This is a genomic window from Flavobacterium sp. (genome assembly GCF_050696275.1).
GTDB lineage: Bacteria > Bacteroidota > Bacteroidia > Flavobacteriales > Flavobacteriaceae > Flavobacterium.
Genome location: NZ_JBOGUT010000043.1, coordinates 1 through 22,012, shown reverse-complemented (window position 1 = coordinate 22,012; position 22,012 = coordinate 1). Strand labels below are relative to the sequence as shown.

General features: G+C 37.0%; 20 protein-coding genes. 12 read left to right on the top strand and 8 right to left on the bottom strand.

The window, feature by feature from the left end; all coding sequences use genetic code 11:
• Positions 1–180: 180 nt before the first annotated feature.
• A complete protein-coding gene (ahcY, locus tag ACRDEC_RS16035; protein WP_431499378.1) occupies positions 181–1,497 on the bottom strand; it encodes an adenosylhomocysteinase in 1,317 nt (438 codons plus the stop codon).
• 128 nt (positions 1,498–1,625) lie between these two features.
• On the opposite strand from ahcY, the gene ACRDEC_RS16030 reads away from it, so the two are divergent.
• Entirely contained in the window at positions 1,626–2,255 is a 630-nt protein-coding gene (locus tag ACRDEC_RS16030; RefSeq protein WP_431499377.1) for a 4'-phosphopantetheinyl transferase family protein, read from the top strand.
• Here ACRDEC_RS16030 and ACRDEC_RS16025 read toward each other — a convergent pair.
• The 3 genes from ACRDEC_RS16025 to ACRDEC_RS16015 all read right to left on the bottom strand — a co-directional run bounded on the left by ACRDEC_RS16025 (position 2,222) and on the right by ACRDEC_RS16015 (position 3,610).
• Positions 2,222–2,641: a group III truncated hemoglobin gene (locus tag ACRDEC_RS16025; protein WP_431499376.1), complete on the bottom strand. Its 420-nt coding sequence runs from the start codon at positions 2,639–2,641 to the stop codon at positions 2,222–2,224. The two genes, ACRDEC_RS16030 and ACRDEC_RS16025, sit on opposite strands and share 34 nt — an antisense overlap.
• Before the next feature lie 9 nt (positions 2,642–2,650).
• Positions 2,651–2,938 carry a hypothetical protein gene (locus ACRDEC_RS16020; protein WP_431499375.1) on the bottom strand — a complete coding sequence of 96 codons (288 nt, stop codon included), beginning with the start codon at positions 2,936–2,938 and terminating at the stop codon, positions 2,651–2,653.
• Between the two features lie 75 nt (positions 2,939–3,013).
• Positions 3,014–3,610 carry a Crp/Fnr family transcriptional regulator gene (locus ACRDEC_RS16015; protein WP_431499374.1) on the bottom strand — a complete coding sequence of 199 codons (597 nt, stop codon included), beginning with the start codon at positions 3,608–3,610 and terminating at the stop codon, positions 3,014–3,016.
• Between the two features lie 103 nt (positions 3,611–3,713).
• Here ACRDEC_RS16015 and ACRDEC_RS16010 point away from each other — a divergent pair, with 103 nt between their 5' ends.
• The 4 genes from ACRDEC_RS16010 to arfB are packed head-to-tail and all read left to right on the top strand — an operon-like array spanning position 3,714 to position 7,004.
• The gene (locus tag ACRDEC_RS16010) at positions 3,714–4,421 is read left to right on the top strand and encodes a geranylgeranylglyceryl/heptaprenylglyceryl phosphate synthase (RefSeq protein WP_431499373.1); all 708 of its coding nucleotides are present in this window, start codon (positions 3,714–3,716) and stop codon (positions 4,419–4,421) included.
• Positions 4,421–5,038, top strand: coding sequence for a nicotinamide riboside transporter PnuC (pnuC, locus tag ACRDEC_RS16005; RefSeq protein ID WP_431499372.1), 618 nt, complete (start codon positions 4,421–4,423; stop codon positions 5,036–5,038). Before ACRDEC_RS16010 ends, pnuC begins: the two co-directional genes overlap by 1 nt.
• Positions 5,005–6,597, top strand: a complete 1,593-nt coding sequence (locus tag ACRDEC_RS16000) for a DUF4301 family protein (RefSeq protein WP_431499371.1) — start codon at positions 5,005–5,007, stop codon at positions 6,595–6,597. The genes pnuC and ACRDEC_RS16000 overlap by 34 nt, the downstream gene beginning before the upstream one ends.
• 2 nt (positions 6,598–6,599) lie before the next feature.
• On the top strand, positions 6,600–7,004 hold the full coding sequence (arfB, locus tag ACRDEC_RS15995) for an alternative ribosome rescue aminoacyl-tRNA hydrolase ArfB (RefSeq protein WP_431499370.1): 405 nt from the start codon (positions 6,600–6,602) through the stop codon (positions 7,002–7,004).
• Here arfB and ACRDEC_RS15990 read toward each other — a convergent pair whose 3' ends face one another.
• The 3 genes from ACRDEC_RS15990 to ACRDEC_RS15980 all read right to left on the bottom strand — a co-directional run bounded on the left by ACRDEC_RS15990 (position 7,005) and on the right by ACRDEC_RS15980 (position 9,280).
• A complete protein-coding gene (locus ACRDEC_RS15990) occupies positions 7,005–7,769 on the bottom strand; it encodes an enoyl-CoA hydratase/isomerase family protein (RefSeq protein ID WP_431499369.1) in 765 nt (254 codons plus the stop codon). It lies immediately after the preceding gene.
• A 75-nt stretch (positions 7,770–7,844) separates the two neighbouring features.
• Positions 7,845–8,594 carry a uroporphyrinogen-III synthase gene (locus ACRDEC_RS15985; protein ID WP_431499368.1) on the bottom strand — a complete coding sequence of 250 codons (750 nt, stop codon included), beginning with the start codon at positions 8,592–8,594 and terminating at the stop codon, positions 7,845–7,847.
• A 20-nt stretch (positions 8,595–8,614) separates the two neighbouring features.
• Positions 8,615–9,280: a DUF4271 domain-containing protein gene (locus ACRDEC_RS15980; RefSeq protein ID WP_431499367.1), complete on the bottom strand. Its 666-nt coding sequence runs from the start codon at positions 9,278–9,280 to the stop codon at positions 8,615–8,617.
• Between the two features lie 98 nt (positions 9,281–9,378).
• Here ACRDEC_RS15980 and ACRDEC_RS15975 point away from each other — a divergent pair, with 98 nt between their 5' ends.
• The 3 genes from ACRDEC_RS15975 to ACRDEC_RS15965 are packed head-to-tail and all read left to right on the top strand — an operon-like array spanning position 9,379 to position 11,921.
• The gene (locus ACRDEC_RS15975; protein WP_431499366.1) at positions 9,379–10,101 is read left to right on the top strand and encodes a polyprenol monophosphomannose synthase; all 723 of its coding nucleotides are present in this window, start codon (positions 9,379–9,381) and stop codon (positions 10,099–10,101) included.
• A gap of 17 nt (positions 10,102–10,118) precedes the next feature.
• On the top strand, positions 10,119–11,462 hold the full coding sequence (locus ACRDEC_RS15970) for a dihydroorotase (protein ID WP_431499365.1): 1,344 nt from the start codon (positions 10,119–10,121) through the stop codon (positions 11,460–11,462).
• Positions 11,463–11,465: 3 nt separating this feature from the next.
• Positions 11,466–11,921, top strand: a complete 456-nt coding sequence (locus tag ACRDEC_RS15965; RefSeq protein ID WP_431499364.1) for a DUF4296 domain-containing protein — start codon at positions 11,466–11,468, stop codon at positions 11,919–11,921.
• Positions 11,922–11,924: 3 nt separating this feature from the next.
• Here ACRDEC_RS15965 and ACRDEC_RS15960 read toward each other — a convergent pair whose 3' ends face one another.
• The gene (locus ACRDEC_RS15960) at positions 11,925–12,902 is read right to left on the bottom strand and encodes an NAD-dependent epimerase/dehydratase family protein (protein WP_431499363.1); all 978 of its coding nucleotides are present in this window, start codon (positions 12,900–12,902) and stop codon (positions 11,925–11,927) included.
• Positions 12,903–13,113: 211 nt separating this feature from the next.
• On the opposite strand from ACRDEC_RS15960, the gene tyrS reads away from it, so the two are divergent.
• The 4 genes from tyrS to ACRDEC_RS15940 all read left to right on the top strand — a co-directional run bounded on the left by tyrS (position 13,114) and on the right by ACRDEC_RS15940 (position 21,753).
• The gene (gene tyrS, locus ACRDEC_RS15955; RefSeq protein WP_431499362.1) at positions 13,114–14,418 is read left to right on the top strand and encodes a tyrosine--tRNA ligase; all 1,305 of its coding nucleotides are present in this window, start codon (positions 13,114–13,116) and stop codon (positions 14,416–14,418) included.
• Positions 14,419–14,755: 337 nt separating this feature from the next.
• On the top strand, positions 14,756–18,418 hold the full coding sequence (locus ACRDEC_RS15950; protein WP_431499361.1) for a reprolysin-like metallopeptidase: 3,663 nt from the start codon (positions 14,756–14,758) through the stop codon (positions 18,416–18,418).
• A 108-nt stretch (positions 18,419–18,526) separates the two neighbouring features.
• Complete coding sequence (locus ACRDEC_RS15945; RefSeq protein ID WP_431499360.1) at positions 18,527–20,431, top strand: S9 family peptidase; 1,905 nt, start codon at positions 18,527–18,529, stop codon at positions 20,429–20,431.
• Positions 20,432–20,565: 134 nt separating this feature from the next.
• A complete protein-coding gene (locus ACRDEC_RS15940) occupies positions 20,566–21,753 on the top strand; it encodes an aminopeptidase C (RefSeq protein ID WP_431499359.1) in 1,188 nt (395 codons plus the stop codon).
• Positions 21,754–22,012 lie beyond the last annotated feature (259 nt).

Sequence of the window (22,012 nt, the reverse complement as noted above, 5' to 3'; positions counted from 1 at the left end):
AACTTCGCATGAATGATGTTGTTCAACAACTAATTTTACACATTCAAGCTTTAATGCAAAATTATACTTGACTTTTCTTTCCATAAAAATACCCCCAAATAGTGTCTAACTTTTTGGGGGCAGTGCAGTTTAGTAAGGGTTTTATTTATTGATGAAATTGGTTTACTCTTCCAATATCAATTAGTATCTATAGTATTCTGGTTTGAATGGTCCTTGAACCTCAACTCCGATATAAGCCGCCTGATCGTCACGTAAAACTTCCAATTCAACTCCTAATTTAGCCAAGTGTAAAGCAGCTACTTTTTCGTCAAGGTGTTTTGGCAACATGTACACATCATTGTTGTAAGCTGCGCTGTTTTTCCACAATTCGATTTGAGCTAATGTCTGGTTTGTAAATGAGTTACTCATTACAAAACTCGGGTGACCTGTAGCACAACCTAAGTTTACCAAACGGCCTTCAGCCAAAATGATGATGTCTTTTCCGGCGATAGTATATTTATCAACCTGTGGTTTGATCTCTACTTTTGAAGCTCCGTGGTTTTTGTTTAACCAAGCCATGTCGATTTCGTTATCAAAGTGACCAATATTACAAACAACTGTTTTGTCTTTCATTTTCTCGAAATGAGAACCTAAAACGATGTCTTTGTTTCCTGTCGTTGTGATAATAATATCAGCGTTAGCAATAACCGTATCTAATTTTTTAACTTCAAAACCGTCCATAGCCGCTTGCAATGCACAAATTGGGTCGATTTCAGTAACTGTTACAATAGAACCAGCTCCTCTGAAAGAAGCAGCAGTTCCTTTACCAACATCACCGTAACCGCAAACTACTACTCTTTTACCAGCTAACATTAAGTCAGTAGCACGACGAATAGCATCAACAGCACTTTCTTTACATCCGTATTTGTTGTCGAATTTCGATTTTGTTACTGAGTCATTAACGTTGATTGCAGGCATTGGCAATGTTCCGTTTTTCACTCTTTCGTACAAACGGTGAACTCCTGTAGTTGTTTCTTCAGATAATCCTTTGATTCCGTCTACTAATTCAGGGTAACGGTCAAAAACCATGTTTGTCAAATCTCCACCGTCATCTAAAATCATGTTTAATGGTTTTCTGTCTTCACCAAAAAACAATGTTTGCTCGATACACCAGTCAAAAGACTCTTCATCTAAACCTTTCCAAGCATATACTTGAATTCCGGCAGCAGCAATAGCAGCAGCAGCCTGATCCTGAGTAGAGAAGATATTACAAGATGACCAAGTAACCTCAGCTCCTAAAGCGATTAACGTTTCAATTAAAACAGCTGTTTGGATTGTCATGTGCAAACATCCTGCGATACGAGCACCTTTAAGAGGTTGTTCGTTTTTATATTCAGCACGAAGTGCCATTAATCCCGGCATTTCAGCTTCTGCTAATTCAATTTCTTTTCTTCCCCAAGCCGCAAGAGAAATATCTTTCACTTTATAAGCTACAAATGGTAATGTCGTTGTACTCATCTATTGTATATTTGTATTATCAAAAAATTTCTGCAAAATTACGGAATTACTTTTTATTTTTTCCATCGTTTTGTTTATTTTGTGAATTGTTTCCCTTTCTAATCTTTTGAAAAACAACAAAATACTAAATGCCTTTACATAAAGTTATCAATATCAACTCCTCAACAACCATTTTTCTTTGGAAAATAACAGAATCCTTTGAAGATTTGTTTGACGAAGTACAGCTCAAAGACATTAATCTGATTCGGCTGAATACGATGAAATCCGAACTGCATCAGCGCGGTTTTTTAAGTGTTCGCAAATTACTGTCCCATTGTGGTTATACGGATTTCGATTTAATTTATGACCAAAGCGGAAAGCCTTATCTGGAAGATGGAAAACACATTTCCATTTCACATTCCCATGAGTTTTCAACCATCGTTTTAAGCGATCAGAACATAGGAATCGATTTGGAATTGGTAAAAGAAAAAGTATTGAGAATTGCTCCCCGATTTATGGATATTTCGCATCTGGATAATTTATCTGAACAAGATCAGATGAAAAAAGCGACTATTATCTGGGGCATTAAAGAAGCTGTTTTCAAACTTAAAAACGAAGTTGGCATCAGTTTTACAGATCATATATTTGAAGACCCGTTTCTGTTATCCGACAAAAAAGGGACAGCCAAATTGCGTTTTAACGAAGGAGTAGAACAGTTCACTATTGTTTTCGAAGAAATTGAAAATTACATGTTGGTTTGCGCATTGAAAGACGAATAATCTTCTTCCCGGTTTTTATAGATTGCAACCAGCAGTACCGTTCCCATTTTTCTCGCCCGTCGTTTTAACGTCTCCGTATTTTCTCCTTCAAACAGGTCATTCAGTGTTTCGAACCAGATGTTTAACCATAAGCCAAAAGCGGAGGCATTGATTGTATAATTGCATTTTCGGTCAACCTGCTGATGGGATAAAATGGGGTTGCCGAAGTATTTCCTGACAGCAAACAGATTATTTTCCCAAAAATCAGTGAGCTTTCCCATATGTGCATCCCAATCTTTAATAGCGGTATTAAAGAAAGGCCCTATTTCTTCATTAGTCTTTATTTTAGCATAAAAAGAAGAAACCAAGAAAGATAGATCCTCCCTGTTTTGAATGTCTTTTTTCATATTTTTCAATTAAATAATCAGGGTATTTAAAACAATCATAACGATACTGATGAAAACGCTTGCGATAAGTAAATCGAAAACCATTTTTGGTTTTTGCTGAGATAAAATCGATGCGTTTACAGTCATACAGATAGCTACAACCATCCCCAGTTGAACCATCTGAAAAAAGGAAGTACCGTTTTTCAAAACGTACATAGCTGCAACCGAACCCAAGCAACTTTGCCCAATAATTGCCAAAGTGGCAAATCCGATAAACCCTTTGTGAAAATCCTGAAGTGTTTTTTGATAAAGTGACATAATTTGTAATTTTATTATACAAAGTTATGCTGCACTTAAGGCTTCCATTTATGATTCAAATCATATAGAAGAAAATTATCTGAATACTTTTCTATTGATGATTTTGATCTGATTTTTCCTTTCCAAAGCCTTAATCGCGCGAATAACCGTTTCGACACGAAGACCGGTAAGATCAGCCATCTGCTGGCGAGTCAGGTCAATTTTGAAACCATCGGGCTCTTTTTCGATTTTAAAGAACTTAATCGAGTAATCCACCAATTTCAGCAGGCGGTGTTCCGGTTCCTGAGAAGAAATTTCGGCAGCCATAACCGATTTATAATGCAGCCTTTTCGCCAGGTTTTCAATAATAGCCAATGAAACCTGAGCATTATCTTGTATCAGATCCAGAAACTGTTTTTTGGGCAGCACAAACAATTCGCAATCTGTTACCGCAATGGCATTGGCCGGATAAACCCTGTCCAAAAACAACGGAGGCTCGCCAAAACTTTGATTATCATTAAAAAAACCTTGTACAAACTCCCGTCCATCATCATTAAAGTTGCACATTTTTATTTCGCCGCTTATAATCTGAAAGTAATTAACCGGCAAATCATTTTCATGAAAAATACTATCGCCTTTTGTGTATTTCTTTTGAACTGCCTTGTAAGATTGGAGTAATTCTTCGGATATCATTTGACTTATCATGTAAAGATATAGCACAAAAATACCATTAAAATTTCACGGATTTTAAAAAAGGCCTACTTTTACGAAATCAAATAAATGAAGAAGAAAACTAATGCTTTATAACCAAATTGTATCAGCCAGACAAAACAATCAAAAATTGTTGGCTATTCTATTAGACCCTGATAAAATTGACATGGAAAGCATTGATAATCTGATTGACAAGATTAATGAATCTCCTGCCACACACGTTTTTATAGGCGGAAGCATTGTAGAAGCCGATAGTATTGACGAACTCATTATTCGATTGAAGCAGAAAACAATAGCACCTATTGTTCTTTTTCCCGGAAATCCTTCACAAATTTCTAAAGAAGCCGATGCTATTTTGTTTCTGACGTTGTTATCAGGAAGAAACCCCGATTATTTGATAGAGCATCAGGTAAATGCCGTTCCTTTTTTAAAGAAAACCAAGCTTGAAGTGATATCAACCGGCTACATACTCATAGAAAGCGGCACACAAACAGCTGTAGAGAGAGTAAGCAAAACAGATCCTTTAGACAGAAATAATTCCGACTATGTTCTGCAAACGGCTCAGGCTGGAGAATATATAGGAAACCAATTGATATATCTTGAAGCCGGAAGCGGAGCGAAACAAGCTGTTCCTTTGGAAATGATAGAAAAAACATCCAAAAACATCCAAATTCCTTTAATCGTTGGTGGTGGCATCCGCTCAAAGGAAGCCATCGACAATGCTTACCGTGCCGGAGCCGATTTAGTGGTTATAGGCACTGCTTTTGAAAACGATATAAACTTCTTCAACTAATGTTTGACTATTTATTTTCCCAATATAAAACCTATCCTACGCATGAAATTGCACTCGAAGTATCAGCCATTGTTTTTGGCCTTCTGAGTGTCTGGTATGCCAAAAAAAATAACATCCTGGTTTTTCCAACCGGAATCATCAACACCGCAATTTATACCTATTTGCTATGGAAATGGTCGTTACTTGGCGACATGATGATTAATGGCTACTATGTTATAATGAGTATTTATGGCTGGTATCATTGGACGAGAAAAAAAGATGATGTTGAGGAATTTCCGATTTCCGTGATGACCTTTTCGGAGAAAAAATGGTCACTTCTTATTTTTACTGCAACCGTATTATTCGTAGTATCAGTTTATACTTTTTTTAATAAATTTACACACTGGACGTCCTATGTAGACACCCTTGTCACAGGAATTTTCTTCGTTGGAATGTGGTTGATGGCACGAAGAAAAATTGAGAATTGGATTTTATGGATTATTGGTGATATCATTTCAATTCCGATGTATTTTGTCAAAGGGTATTCGTTTACCAGTATCCAATATTTAATTTTTACAATTCTGGCTGTTTCAGCTTATTTAGAATGGAAGAAAAAGTTACAACAAAAAGCACTTTAGCAAACAACTATGGATTTACAGCGGCTGATTTTGATCAAATTAGTGCCGATGAAATACCATTGGATAAAATTTTACATGAACTTTCTATATTTCAATCCGGAATTTCAAAAATCATTCTGGAAAAACCTGCTATAATTGGTGATGGCATCACTTCCTTATCTGAAACTGATGCTAATCGCTATGCTGAAATTTTTGAGGCGAAAAAGGAAAAATTCCAATTGGAAAAATTTGTCCCTGCTTCCGGCGCCGCAAGTCGTATGTTTCAGTTCCTGAACACCTTTCTAGCAGAATTTAAACCAGATACCGAATCGATAAACGCTTATATAAACAGAACTCACAATACTTCACTTTCCGTTTTTTTAATTGGAATGGATAAGTTTCCGTTTTTCAAAACCGTTGACCAATGGTTAAATGCTAAATATCCTGATTTTCAATCTTGGGAAAAAGACAAAAAAAATTATTTTTTCGTCAAAGCATTATTAGATCAGGACAAATTTGATTTTGCCAGCAAACCTAAAGGAATTTTGCCTTTTCACGATTATTCGGGACAGATTAAAACTCCTATTGAAGAACATCTGAAAGAAGCAATAAATTATTCTGCTTCAAATGGCATTACAAAAATACATTTTACTATTTCTTCTGAACATCAGGCAGAATTTGAGAAAATCATCCAAGACGTTACACCTGATTTTGAAAAAGAATCCGGTGTTCTAATCCAGCCTTCCTTTTCGAAACAACACAACAGCACAAACACTATTGCTGTCAGTTCGCTCAATATGCCGATGCGCAACCGATCTGGCGAACTGGTTTTAAGACCCGGAGGACATGGAGCACTCATCAACAATTTAAATCAGAGCCAGGCAGACATCGTTTTTATAAAAAACATAGACAATGTGAGTCACAATAACATTGGCACTATCTCGCTTTATAAAAAAGTTTTGGCCGGTTATTTGGTAGAACTTCAGAAAAAAACATTCCGTAATCTGCAGCAGCTTGAAAATTCGGAAATTAAAAAAGAAGACGTTTTAAAAATCCAGCATTTTATCGAAAATGACCTGAATATTAAAACCTCATCTGACTTTGATGAGTATAAAAAAGACAGCAAGATTAAACATCTGAAATCAATCCTTAACAAACCTATACGGGTTTGCGGAATGGTTAAAAATGAAAACGAACCCGGCGGAGGTCCTTTTTGGGTACGCGAAAAAAACGGAAATATATCACTGCAAATAGTAGAAAGCTCTCAAATTGATCTGCAAAACGAGCATCAATCACATATTTTCAAATCCGCCACACACTTTAACCCGGTTGATATTGTTTGCGGGCTTAAAAATAATCAGGGAAAAAAATTCAATCTCAATGATTTTATAGATCATGAAAGTGGTTTTATTGTTGAAAAAAGTAAAAATAGTGTTCAATACAAAGCCTATGAATTACCAGGCTTATGGAATGGCGCTATGGCAAACTGGATTACGGTTTTTATTGAAGTTCCGCTGGCAACTTTCAATCCTGTTAAAACCGTAAACGATTTGTTGAAACCAAACCATCAGGCACAATAAGAATGGATACCGGAAGAATTATAACTGAATTGTCTTTTAAAGCTGTAAGGAGCAGTGGTGCCGGCGGACAAAACGTTAATAAAGTAGCAAGCAAAGTAGTTCTTTCCTTCAACATAAACACTTCGCAGGCTTTGTCAGCAGAGGAAAAAGAAACAGCCATACCGAAATTAGCCACAAGATTAACTTACGAAAACATCCTGATTTTGACCTGCGATGAAGATCGGAGTCAACTCAAAAACAAGGAAATTGTCATCAAAAGATTTCTCGAGATTATTCAAAAAGCTTTAGTCAAGCCAAAAGAAAGAAAGGCTACAAAAATTCCAAAATCAGTAATCAGAAAACGGATAAAAGACAAGAAAAGCATTTCTGAAATAAAAAAATCAAGAAAAAAACCCGATTTTAATTAGCTATTTTTTAAATTGATTTAAGGCATTTTTAGTAAAATCCGACAATACTAATTCTCCAGAAATCGCCGCACGCTCGTACAAAAGCGTTTCCCAATGTGACGTATTCTCCCAAAGCACTTTTTTCATTTCATATAACGCCTTCGGATTGTAACTTGTTAATTTAGCGGCAAATACTCCTAACGCAGAATCCATATCAGATATCGAATTGAAAATCTCCGAATACAATCCGTTTTCAAAAGCCCATTGTGCCTCTCTCCATTCGTGAGCTGCAAGCGTCAATTGAAACATGGCTGTTTTGCCTATTTTTTTGGAAACTGCAGGCTCAATCACAAATGGCCCGATTCCTATAGCCAGTTCAGAAAGTTTTACAGCAGCATAATCTGTAGCAAAAACATAATCACAAGCGGAAGCCAATCCTACTCCACCACCAACAGCTTTTCCTTGAACACGTCCTATGATAAGCTTTTTGGAAGTCCTCATGGCATTGATTACATTGGCAAAGCCACTAAAAAATTCCTTTCCTTCTTCAAGCGTCGAAACGGAAAGCAACTCATCAAATGAAGCTCCGGCACAAAAAGCACCTTCTCCGGCACTTTTCAGTATAATCACCGAAACAGTGTCGTTTTCATTCAAATCATTGATTTGCGCTGTCAAATTTTTTAATTGGGTACTTGGGAAAGAATTACTCGCCGGATGGCTAAAAGTGATTGTTGCAACTTTATTTTCAATAATCGTTTCTACAAATTCATTTTGCTGAGTGTCCATAGGATTGCTTTAGTACTGTAAAAGTAAGAAAAAAAGTATCAATAAAAAACCACGTTTTTCAACGTGGTTCTGTAATTATTTTCCTTTATTAGCTTCGGCAACGTATTTTTCCAACGCCATCGTCATAGACGGTGTTTCCGGCGTAGGAGCCAAAATATCGACTCTTAAACCATGCTCTAACGCCTCTTTTTGCGTTGTGCTTCCGAAAACAGCTATGCGGGTGTTATTTTGTTCGAAATCAGGAAAGTTTTTAAATAATGATTTTATTCCTGTAGGACTAAAAAATGCCAATACATCGTAATACACATCTTTCAGATCAGACAGATCACTCATTACCGTTTTATAAAACGTTCCCGGAGTCCAATCCAGTTTTAAATTATTCAACGTTTGCGGAATGTCTGCATTCAACTGGTCTGATGAAGGCAAAAGAAATTTCTCCTCTTTGTACTTTTTGAAAAGCGTTGACATATCCACAAAATCTTTTTGGCCCACATAAATTTTTCTCTTTCTGTACACCACATATTTTTGAAGATAAAAAGCAACTGCTTCCGATTGGCAGAAATACCTCAGATCTTCCGGGATTTTATATCGCATCTCTTCAGCTACCCTGAAAAAATGATCTACTGAATTCTTGCTGGTCAAAATAATAGCAGAATAATTATTCAGATCGATTTTCTGGGCACGAACATCTTTTGCCGATACTCCCTCAACATGTATAAATGGTCTGAAATCAACTTTTACCTTATGCTTATTTTGCAAATCAAAATAGGGAGAGTTCTCAACTTTTGGTTCTGGCTGAGATACTAAAATTGTTTTCACTTTCATATTAAACTTTTCTTACTGCACTATCTTTTTGTAATAACATAATACATAAAATAATAGGGCGCAATTTCAAGAGCGCAAATATATAAAATAAAATAAAACAACTTACTTAATAGTAATTTTTGATAATTTTTTAATGAAACCAAATATGTTATTGAATTAATTACCAATAATATAGCCAAAACCCCCATTATAAGATAAGTATTCATCAGATCTGTATAAAACAACACAATGTTTAATGGCAACAACAGCAAACCGATATAGGTTCTGTAACTGACTTTGAACAGATTAAACTGCTCAATAAAACTTTCTATATTAAACGAGGTTGCTATAATCTTCTCAATTAAAAATTTAGAAAGTACAAAAAAACTTAAAAAAGTAAGGATTTGAATGTACGATATCCAATTTGTTTTGGTTGTATACCCAAGATAGCTCAGAACCATCAGTACAAAAAACGACAGCGAAATTAATTGCACGACAAACAACAAAATAGTAAACCAACTCATCAGGTTACTATTATCCTTATAAATCTTCAGGTATTTGTTGTTAATCAACAGGTTTACAAAATCACTGAAACGGTTCTCAAATGCACTTTTTGTGATAGCAACTAACAACAAAGCAATAATAAACAAGACCGTAACCCAGTCTCTGTTTTCTACAATTCGAGGAATTAGTTCTATTTTATTCATGGCGCAAAATTACAAAATTTTTAAACCATTATTTAATTATAAATAATTTAAGAAACTCATTTGTTAAAAAGCTTATTTTTGCATCAGAAATTTACAGTATGCAAGACGGAATTGTCATTATCCCAACATATAACGAGATCGAAAACATCGAAACTATCATTCGAGCCGTATTTTCGTTACCAAAAAAATTTCATGTTCTGATTGTAGACGATAATTCGCCCGACGGAACTTCAGCGAAAGTAAAAGAACTTCAGACAGTGTTTCCGGATTCTCTTTTTTTAGAAAAAAGAAAAGGAAAAGCAGGGTTAGGAACAGCTTATGTTCATGGATTCAAGTGGTCCATGCAGCACCATTACGAATATATTTTCGAAATGGATGCCGATTTTTCCCATAATCCTCAGGACTTAGAGAAATTATACAATGCCTGTCGTGACGGAGCTGGCATGGCTATTGGCTCACGCTATCTAACTGGTGTTAATGTAGTCAACTGGCCGTTAAACCGCGTTTTGATGTCCTACTTCGCTTCCATTTATGTAAAGATGATTACTGGAATGAAAATTCATGATGCCACGGCAGGATTCATCTGCTACAGACGTGAAGTTCTGGAAACCATTCAGTTGGATAAAATAAAATTCACCGGTTATGCGTTTCAGATAGAAATGAAATACCGTACTTTTATCAATAATTTCAAAATCACCGAAGTTCCCATCATTTTTACAGACAGAACCAAAGGAGAATCCAAAATGAGTAATGCCATTATCAAAGAAGCAATTTTTGGCGTTATCATGTTACGAGTAAGAAAAATTTTCAACAGATTATAATCCATTAACAAGCAGCTATGAAAACCATTTTAATTAAGAATGCTAAAATTGTCAACGAAGGAACCATTTTTGAAGGCGACGTTCTTATTGAAAATGAATTTATTGTTGAAGTTGCCGAAAGCATAAGCCCAAAATCATCCGACTGCAAAATTATTGATGCTGAAGGAAATTACCTGATTCCGGGTGCTATTGACGATCAGGTGCATTTCAGAGAACCGGGGCTTACCCACAAAGGCGATATTGCTTCCGAATCGAGAGCAGCTGTTGCCGGCGGAATTACCTCATTTATTGAACAGCCGAACACCGTTCCGAATGCTGTTACACAAGAATTATTAGAACAAAAATACCAGATAGCTGCGGAAACCTCATTTGCCAATTATTCCTTCATGATGGGAGCAACCAATGACAATCTGGAAGAAGTCCTGAAAACCAATCCTAAAAATGTTGCAGGAATTAAAATCTTCTTAGGCTCTTCTACCGGAAATATGCTCGTTGATAACGAAGCTGTATTGGAAAAAATATTTTCAAGCACCAAAATGCTGATTGCCGTGCATTGCGAAGACGAAACCACCGTAAAAAACAATCTGGAAAAATACAAAGCAGAATATGGCGATGACATTCCAATGGAGTACCATCATTTAATCCGAAGTGAAGAAGCTTGCTATATTTCATCATCAAAAGCCATTGCGCTGGCTAAGAAAACGGGAGCACGATTGCATATCTTCCATGTTTCTACGGCCAAAGAAACAGCGCTTTTCACTAATAAAATACCATTAGAAGAAAAGCAAATTACTGCTGAAGTCTGCGTACATCATCTTTGGTTTACCAATGAAGATTATGCAAAAAAAGGCACTTTAATCAAATGGAATCCGGCGGTAAAAACAAAGACAGACAAAGACGGTTTATGGAAAGCACTGCTTGACGACCGAATTGATGTTATTGCCACGGATCACGCCCCGCACACTATTGAAGAAAAGAAAAACCCTTATACTTCTGCACCTTCAGGCGGCCCTCTTGTTCAGCATGCAGTTGTAGCTATGTTTCAGGCTTTTCATCAGGGAAAAATTTCGGTAGAGAAAATCGTGGAGAAAATGGCACACAATCCCGCCAAAATATTCAAAATTGACCGTCGAGGATTCATCAAAAAAGGTTTTTATGCCGATTTAGCTATTGTTAATACCGGAATGCCTTGGCGTGTAAACAAACAAAATATTCTATACAAATGCGGCTGGTCTCCTTTTGAAGATGTTACATTTACTTCGAGAATAACCCATACATTTGTAAATGGCGAATTGGTATACAAGCATTTTAAAACTACCGATAAGCGCCGTCCAGGAAAAAGATTAGAGTTTAACAGATAACGTATGAAGAAAATCATTGTATTGCTTTCGGTATTAATTATTGTTGCAGCCTGTACCAATAAAAATGAAATTCCTAAGCCTGCGAATCCTATTGCACCGGATGTAATGGAAAACATTCTGTATGACTTGGCCTTACTACAAGCTTTAAAAAGCTATAGCCCTGAGAAATTAGCAGAAAACAGTATTAATACAAAAACATATATTTACCAGAAATACAAAATCGACAGTGCACAATTTGCCGAGAATGACAAATATCTGGCGACTAATATTGAAGAATACAAGTTATTATCTGAAAGAGTAACCGCCCGATTAGAAAAAGAAAAAGCCAAAACTGATACTATTCTAAAGAAAGAAGATAAAAAGAATTCCAGCAAAATTAAAGACTCAGCGACTGAAACCAATGAGGCGAGTAAGAAGATATTTCAGAAATTAGCCCGTAGGAAAGCTCAGAATAGATAAGCATTATTTTCGGATGTAAGCTGTAATGCTTTGAAATTGAAATCCAAATCGTCTGATAATTTTTTCGTTAGAATAAATATCGGTGGAATGCAGCGAATAAGCTAAATCCTTGGTCAACTCTCTCTTCTTATTAAAAAGGACAGCCAGAAACCAATCCATTCGCCAGGCCAAACCAGTCAGAAACCAATTGGCATACAATTTTGGTTCTTTAACCTTTAAAGTGTCCGCAATAATCGAAACCAACTTCTGATAGGTTTCATTTTCAGCAACCAGAATAAACCGTTCACCACTTATATTTTCCTTCATTAATAATGCACTTATTGCAACCACATCATCTACTGAGACAAATCCGGTGGTTCCTTTGGTATAAAATAACAGTCCTTTTTTGACTTTCTGATAAATTTCCCCACTTCCTTCCTTCCAAAAAGAAGGCCCAAGAATCACACCGGGATTTACAACTACAACCTCTAATCCTTCCTGCTGTGCGCGCCAGACTTCCATTTCGGCACCATACTTCGAAATCGCATAATAACTGTGTGTTTTTTCAGGATTCCATTCCGTTTGCTCTGTAATCTTTTCTTCATTTACTGCCAAATCACCCAATGCAGCTATTGAACTTACAAAACACAGCTTCTTTACTTTTTTATCAATACAGAAATTGACAATATTAGCCGTTCCTTCAATATTTGTTTTCCTCAATTTATCCTCATCCTTTGGGTCGAATGAAATCAAAGCTGCACAATGGTAAACGGAATCCACATCTTCAAAAGCTGTTTCCAGAGAAGAAATTTCGATAATATCGGCTCGGCACCAATGGATTTTATTAAATAAAGCTGCTTTTTCATAATGCTCAAAAACCGATTGCGTCCGCAATTTCCCTTTCTCATTTCTAAATAGCGCTTTCACTTCATGCCCCTGCTCAATCAAGTGCAAAACCAAATGCGAACCTACCAAACCTGTTGCTCCTGTAACTAATACCATGTTTCAAATATAATTTAAAGTTACTGAGTTCCAAAGTCTCTGAGAAACAAAGTTGACAAACGCATTACAAATCACTAATTACCAAAGGTCGGGCTTAATCGAAATTCCATCATTGACATTAAAATTGATTATTGCCATTGTCATTGAATTCTTATCTTTGCGCACACGAGGCCAAAATGGTCGAACTGATGAAATAAATTATTTACAAAAAATGAAGAATTTAGTCGAAGAATTAAAATGGAGAGGCTTATACCATGACAGTATGCCGGGAACTGAAGAGCAATTGCTAAAAGAAGCAACGACAGCTTATATCGGATTTGACCCAACAGCCGATTCACTGCATATCGGAAGTATGGTGCAGATTATTCTTTTGGTTCATCTTAAAAATTTCGGTCACCAGCCTATCGCTTTGATCGGAGGAGCTACAGGAATGATAGGTGATCCATCGGGAAAATCAGACGAGAGAAATTTACTAAATGAGGAAACACTTGCAAAAAATGTCGCTGGTATTAAAAGTGTGCTTTCCCGATTCCTTGATTTTAATTCTACCGAAAAAAATGCACCAATCATGGTTAACAACTATGACTGGATGAAAGAATTCTCATTTATTGATTTTGCCCGTGAAGTCGGAAAACGAATCACAGTCAATTATATGATGGCAAAAGATTCTGTAAAAAAACGTTTGAGCGGAGAAGTAGGAGAAGGCATGTCGTTTACAGAGTTTACTTATCAATTAATTCAAGGATACGACTTTTACCATTTACACAAAAACCACAATTGCGTTTTGCAGATGGGAGGTTCTGACCAATGGGGAAATATTACCACCGGAACTGAATTAGTCCGCAGAATGAATAGCGAAGCTGCAAAAACATATGCTTTGACAACACCTTTGATTACAAAAGCAGATGGTTCTAAATTCGGTAAATCCGAAGGTGGAAATATCTGGCTGGATGCCAATAAAACTTCTGTTTACCAATTCTACCAATTTTGGGTAAACACCACTGATGAAGACGCGGAAAAATACATTAAGATTTTTACTTTCTTAGATAAAGAAACCATTGACAGCTTAATCGAAGAACACAAACAAGCGGCACATTTAAGAATTTTGCAAAAGCGTTTGGCGGAAGAAATTACAATTTTTGTTCATAGCCGTGAAATGCTTGAAGATGCCATCAAAAAATCTGAGTTTGTTTTTTCAAATTTTACACTTGAAGATCTGAAAGCGGAAGGCGAAGCTTTTTTCCTTGATATCTTTGCTGAATTTCCACAACCTGTATTAAAGAAAAGTGACTTGGCCGACGGTTTAGACGCCGTAACCGGTTTGTCTGATATGACAAAGATTTTTCCATCTCGAGGAGAAGCCCGAAAAGCTATAGCAGCCAATGCTGTATCTGTAAATAAACAAAAAATTCAGGTAGAAAGTACATTATCCGCCGACAATATATTTTTTGAGAAATATATTCTAATCCAATTCGGAAAAAGAAAATACTTCGTAATCAATCTGCTTAATGAATAAACCGGTTTTATAAAATCACAAAAAAACAAAGCTCCAATATCTTGGGGCTTTTTTTATGCCATTTGCTTTCTCTGACAATTAAATTTTATCTGTCAGAAAAAACCGTTCTATTTTTTAAGGATAAGATAAGGTTAACTTATGGTCCGTTTAAAAGCTTCTCTAAACGAACCGTGTTTATCTTAGATAAAATTAACATTATTAACGTTTAAACCATACTTATTCTTAAAATTTAAGTATATAATTATGTATAATGTATTTTTTACGGTAATACCGTATTTATTTATCAAAAAAAAATAAATATATTCGCAATCGATAAACAACTAAAAACCAATTTTTTATGAAATTCAAATTACTTTCCGTTACCTTGTTAGCGGTCACAAGTTTTGCTTTTGCACAGGAAAGAGGCTCGTTTTGGAAAGCTTCCACAAAAAGCAACATCACAGCCCTTGACAGCAGAATGCAATTGCCTGAAAAAAATCTCTATGACTTAGAGATGAATGCCTTAAAGGCAAATCTGGCTAATGCTCCACAAAGAGGTGCTAACGTAAGAACATCAAATGTTTTTATTTCACTTCCGGATGCTGATGGGAAATCAGAAAAATTCCGTGTGTACGAAAACTCAATCATGGATCCAGCTTTAGCAACGAGATATCCTGACATCAAATCGTACATAGGAATTGGAGTTGACAGTCCGACCTCAACAGTTTACTTCAGTGTTTCTCCTCTTGGATTCAAAGCCATGACAATCAACGGAGACAGAACAGCTGTGTTTATTGAGCCTTTTTCACAGGACTTAAAAACGTATTCTGTTTACAAAAAATCAGACAAAAAACAAAACCTTTCTCCTTTCGAGTGTTCTGTTATTGACAGAGCTAATCCGTTGTTAAATCAGGACGCGTCTGCTTTAAGACCGAATGCTGATGATGCAACATTGAGAACATTCCGTTTGGCCATGTCAGTTACTGGGGAGTACACTGTATATTTCGGCGGAACTAAAGCTTTGGCTTTGGCAGCAATTAACAATTCCATGACTCGTGTTAATGGTGTTTTTGAAAAAGATTTTGCTGTAAGAATGGTTTTAATTGCTAATACTGATGCCGTAATTTATACTTCCGCCTCAACAGATCCATATTCAGCTGCTGCTGCCGGATCAGGAGGAGCTTGGAACGGCGAATTACAGTCTACACTTACTTCAGTAATTGGTGAATCTAACTATGACGTGGGCCACTTATTTGGCGCTTCAGGTGGTGGTGGAAACGCCGGATGTATTGGTTGTGTTTGCGTAAACAATCAAAAAGGTAGCGGATTTACTTCTCCTGGAGACGGTATTCCTTCCGGCGATAATTTTGATATCGATTATGTAGCACATGAACTAGGACATCAATTTGGTGCCAACCACACTTTCTCTCATGGAAATGAAGGAACAGGTGTAAATATGGAGCCAGGTTCAGGTTCAACCATTATGGGGTATGCCGGTATTACATCTCAGGATGTGCAACCGCATTCTGACGCTTACTTCCACGCAGCAAGTATCCAACAGGTAACTAATAACGTGAAAGCCAAAACTTGTCAGACAAACACAGCTACAGGAAATGCTATTCCAACTGCACTTGCAGGAGCTGACTTCACTATTCCAAAAAGCACTCCGTTTATGTTAACCGGTTCAGGAACCGATGCAAACGGAGATGCACTAACATACATTTGGGAGCAATTTGACAACGCAGCCTCTTCAGCTACTGGAGCAAATTCTGCAGCAAGCGCTACCAGAACATCTGGACCAACTTTCAGATCATACAATCCAAGTACTTCTCCATCGAGATATTTCCCTAGAATGGCTTCAATATTAACCGGAGCTACTACTACTGCAGGAACAGATATCACAGTAGAAGCTTTACCTTCTGTAGCCAGAACGATGAACTTCAGATTTACAGTTCGTGATAACAGAGCTGGCGGTTCTGCAAACAATAGTGATGACATGGTAGTTACTGTAAACGCTACTGCAGGTCCTTTCAGCGTAAGCTCTCCTAACACAGCTGTTTCTTATGTGGGTGGATCTTCTCAAACTGTAACTTGGGCCGTAGCCGGAACTACAGCAAATGGTGTAAACTGTGCGAATGTTGATATTTTATTGTCTACAGATGGTGGAAATACGTATCCTGTAACTTTATTGGCAGGCACTCCAAACGACGGAACACAAGCGGTTACTATTCCTAACACAGCTGGAACAACAAACCGAATCATGGTAAAAGGAAGCGGTCACATTTTCTTTGACGTTTCTAATACAAACTTTACCATTACTACAGGTACTATTGACAATATAGCCCCATCGGCTCCAACTTCATTAGGTGCTTCAGGAACAACTCAAACTACAACTAACTTAGCTTGGACAGCTTCTACTGATAACGTAGCAGTAACAGGATATGATGTATACCAAGGTGGTGTTTTCAAAGCTAATGTAGCCACTACTTCTTACACAGTAACAGGATTGACAGCATCTACTGTTTATTCTTTCTATGTAATTGCAAGAGATGCTGCAGGAAACAGTTCTGCTGCAAGTAATACAATTAATGTTACTACTGCTGCTCCAATTGTAGATGTAACTCCTCCTTCAGCTCCAACATCATTGGCTGCTTCAGGAACAACATCTTCTTCAACTAATTTATCTTGGACAGCTTCTACTGATAATGTAGCAGTAACAGGATATGATGTATACCAAGGTGGTGTTTTCAAAGCTAACGTAGCAACTACTTCTTACACTGTAACTGGATTGACAGCTTCTACTGCTTATTCTTTCTATGTAATAGCAAGAGATGCAGCTGGAAACAGCTCAACTGCAAGTAATACCGTAAATGTTACGACTTCTGTGGTAACAATCACTTATTGTGCGTCTCAAGGTAACAGTGTTGCTGATGAGTTAATCGGAAGAGTTCAGATTGGAACAATCAACAACGCTTCTACGGGAGGAACTGGTTATACTAATTTTACTGCAATCTCAACAAACCTTACAAAAGGAGCTTCTACAACTATTACAGTAACTCCAACTTGGACAGGTTCTGCTTATGCAGAAGGATACGCTGTATTTATTGATTACAACCAAGATGGTGACTTTACTGACGCCGGAGAATTGGTTTGGTCTAAAGCAGCTGCAACAACTACTCCTGCAACAGGTACATTTACAGTATCTTCTTCTGCAACTTTAGGAGCAACAAGAATGAGAGTTTCTATGAAATACAACGGAATTCCAACTGCCTGCGAAACGTTCTCTTACGGACAAGTAGAGGATTACACCGTTAATCTTCAAGCTGGCGGAGGTACTCCAACATATTGTGCTTCTCAAGGAAATAACACGAATGACGAAAGAATTGGTAAAGTAGTATTCAATGCTATCAACAACACTTCTACAGGTACTGCCGGATACGAAAATTTCACTTCAATATCAACTAATGCAGGTCGCGGAACGGCTTACACTATTACAATCACTCCTACATGGACTGGTTCGACATATGCTGAAGGCTATGCTGTATTTATCGATTACAACCAAGATGGTGACTTTACAGATGCAGGTGAATTAGCATGGAGCGCTGCTGCTTCTACAACTACACCTGTAAGCGGTTCAATCACTATTCCTGCTACAGCTACTTTAGGTGCAACAAGAATGAGAGTTTCTATGAAATACAATGGAATTCCAACAGCTTGCGAAGCATTCTCTTACGGACAAGTAGAAGATTATACTTTAAACATTTCTACTACTGCAAGACAAGAAGAAAGCAGCAACTTAGCGGCAATCAAATTGTATCCAAATCCTACAGATGCAGTTTTAAATATCACCGAAGTTTCAGAAAATGCAACTTTCAGAGTATTTAACCTAATCGGACAAACTATATTAGATGGCAAAATCATTAATGGTACAGTTGATGTAACCAGAGTGAATGCCGGAAACTATATTTTGGAAATTTCTGACAATGGAAACGTGACAACGAAACGTTTTATCAAGAAATAATTCCTCTTCACAGGAATCAGGAAAAGGCTATCCCAATCGGGGTAGCCTTTTTTAGTTTTCTTTTTGAAAAAAATAGTACTTTTAGGCCTTGACAAATTCAAAAAAATTATGAAGAAATTATTGCTTTTAACCTTAACAATGATGAGCATACACACAGTTGTTGCACAAGAAGTGCTGTCTCCGGAATTACTATGGAAACTGGGAAGAGTAACTCCTCTTGGCATTTCCAAAGACGAAAAAAATGTTGTCTATAAAGTTTCCACTCCTTCGGTGGAAGAAAACAAATCGGCTTCAAAATTCTATACGATTCCCGTAAACGGCGGACAGGCAACTGAAATTACGAATACTAAAGAAGTTCTAAAAGACAAGAATATTTCTTTCGACGGAAAATATATTGTGTACAATGAAGAAGTAAAAATTGACAAAATCCTTGGGAAAGATTTTTATCCTGAATTAGAAAAAACAACAGCCCAAATCTACAATGGCTTAGATTATCGTCACTGGGACACCTGGAACGAAGGGAAGTTCAACCATGTTTTTTACAAAGAGAACAAAGAAGGCGCTACAGGCATTGATATTTTAGCTGGTGAAAACTTCGACTCTCCACAAAAACCTTTTGGCGGTGACGAAGATTATATCTGGTCCCCTGACGGCAAAAGCATCCTATATGTTTGCAAGAAAAAAGCCGGAACAAAATATGCTATATCGACCAATACAGATATTTACGAATACAACTTAGCCACCGGAAAAACCACAAACAGAACCGAAGGTAATTTAGGATACGACACCAATCCAGCCTTTTCTCCTTCAGGAAATTTAACTTGGTTGCAAATGAAACGCGACGGCTATGAGTCGGACAAAAACGACATTATTGTTAGTTTCAAAGGAATGAACATCAACTTAACAGGTGGTTGGGACGGAACTGTCGACAATTTCTTCTGGAGTCCTGATGGTAAAAAAGTATATTTTATAGCTCCTGTGGGCGGAACAAAACAATTATTTGAAGTTAATTTTCCTGGCTTAACCAAAATTGCCGTTCACGTTACCCAATTAACCGATGGCGATTTTGACGTTGTTGATATTGTCGGCTTATCAGGCACTAATGTTATTGTAAGCAGAACCGATATGAATCACGCTGCGGAAATTTTTTCTTTTGATCTGAAGAAAAAAACATGGAAACAATTAACCACAGTAAACAAAGCAACTTACGATAAATTGGCTTTGCCGAAATTTGTAAAAAGAACCGTTACTACTACCGATGGCAAAAAAATGGCCGTTTGGGTAATCCTTCCTCCTAATTTTGATCCTGCAAAAAAATACCCAACACTTTTATTCTGTCAGGGCGGACCTCAATCTCCATTAACACAGAGCTATTCTTTCCGTTGGAACTTTTCTCTGATGGCTTCGCAAGGATATATTGTTGTAGCACCTAACCGTCGCGGTATGCAGGGACATGGTGTAGAGTGGAATGAAAAAATCAGTGGTGATTGGGGCGGACAAGTGATGGACGATTACCTTTCTGCTATTGATGATGTAGCCAAAGAAAACTATGTCGACAAAAACCGTTTGGGCTGTGTTGGCGCAAGTTATGGTGGTTACTCCGTATTTTATTTAGCGGGAATCCACAACAACAGATTCAAAACGTTCATTGCTCATGACGGGGTATTCAATACACAAAGTATGTTTGGCACAACTGAAGAGGTTTTCTTCAACTACTGGGATTTTGGCGGAGCTTATTGGGAAAAAGACAACAAGAAAGCACAATTGGCTTACACGAAGTTTAACCCAATCAATTATGTAGACAAATGGAATACACCTATCTTAATTATTCAGGGAGGAATTGATTTCAGGGTGCCTATCGGGCAATCTCAGGAAGCTTTTCAGGCAGCTCAGATGCGTGGCATTAAAAGCAGGTTCTTATATTTCCCTGACGAAAACCACTGGGTGCTTAAACCGCAAAACGCGCAGGTTTGGCAACGTGAATTTTATAAATGGCTAAAAGAAACTTTATAAAACCCGAAAACCCGTCAGAGTAACTCTCAGGACGGGTTTTTTATTTCTTAACGAAAGCATAAATTGATGTTAAAAAAAAAATTCGCACATTACAATTTATAATTTTACACTCTATTCAAATTAAAAACAGTATTATGTACACAATTAAGTCATTAGTAATCGCATCATCACTGCTTATTGGAGCAACTGGATTTGCTCAGGACAATTTAGTAAACTCCTTAAAAATAAATGCCAGCGAAAACAGCAAAGCGGCTTTCCAATTCACTGATGTAGTTAACATTGAAAACACTTCGATAAAAAACCAAGGCTCTTCTGGAACGTGCTGGAGCTATTCTGCCAATTCATTTTTAGAATCGGAAATGATTAAAATGGGTAAAAAACCGGTAGAACTATCTCAAATCTTCTCTGCTCGTAATGCTTATGTTGAAAAAGGAAGAAATTATGTGCGCATGCACGGAGCAACAACACTGGGAGACGGTGGGGCTTTCCATGATGTAATTAATATGTACAAAAAATACGGAGCTGTTCCGCAATCGGTTTATACCGGATTGAACTATGGCACTGATAAAAATAAATTTGCCGAAATGGGCGCGCTGACTGAAGCCTTCTTAAAAGCAGTGGTAACGAATCCTAATGGCGAATTAACCCCAAACTGGGAAAAAGCCTATGCTGCGATTATTGACTCTTATTTAGGACAAGCACCGAAGTCTTTCGATTACAACGGAAAAAAATATACTCCTGAAACTTTTGCTAAAGAAGTAGTAGGTATCAATGCTGACGATTACATCGAAATCTCTTCATTACAAGAATACCCATACTATTCAAAATTTGTATTGATGGTACCAGACAACTGGTCTTACGATCAAGTGTATAATGTAAAAATGAATGAATTGACTGATATTATCGACAATGCAATCAAAAACGGATATACTGTAGCTTGGGCTGGTGATGTTAGCGAAAAAAGCTTCTCATGGAAAAACGGAGTAGCTTTTGTTCCTGAAAAGAAAATGGAAGACATGACAGCTGAAGAAAAAGCAGATTTGTTTAACGGTCCTAAAAAAGAAGCAGTAGTTACTGAAGAAATGCGTCAAAAAGCATTTGACAACTACACTACTACTGACGATCACGGAATGCATATTGTTGGTATTTCCAAAGACCAAAACGGTAAAGAATATTACATCGTTAAAAATTCTTGGGGAGCTACAAACGACTACAAAGGATATTTATACATGTCTAAAGAATTTGCAAAATACAAAGCAACAGCCATCTTATTAAACAAAAAGGCAGTTCCTACAGCTATCGCTTCTAAACTGAAAGCATAATAACCCAATCCAAATATATTGTAAAAAATCCCAGTTAAAGTGCTGGGATTTTTTTATACAATAGTGTTTCGTTTAAGAAAGGCTTACACAATAGAGACGGTAAAACCCACAAAACCATACATTATAAAAAAATCCCAACCTTTGCACTGCCCCCAAAAAGTTAGACACTATTTGGGGGTATTTTTATGGAAAGAAAAGTCAAGTATAATTTTGCATTAAAGCTTGAATGTGTAAAATTAGTTGTTGAACAACATCATTC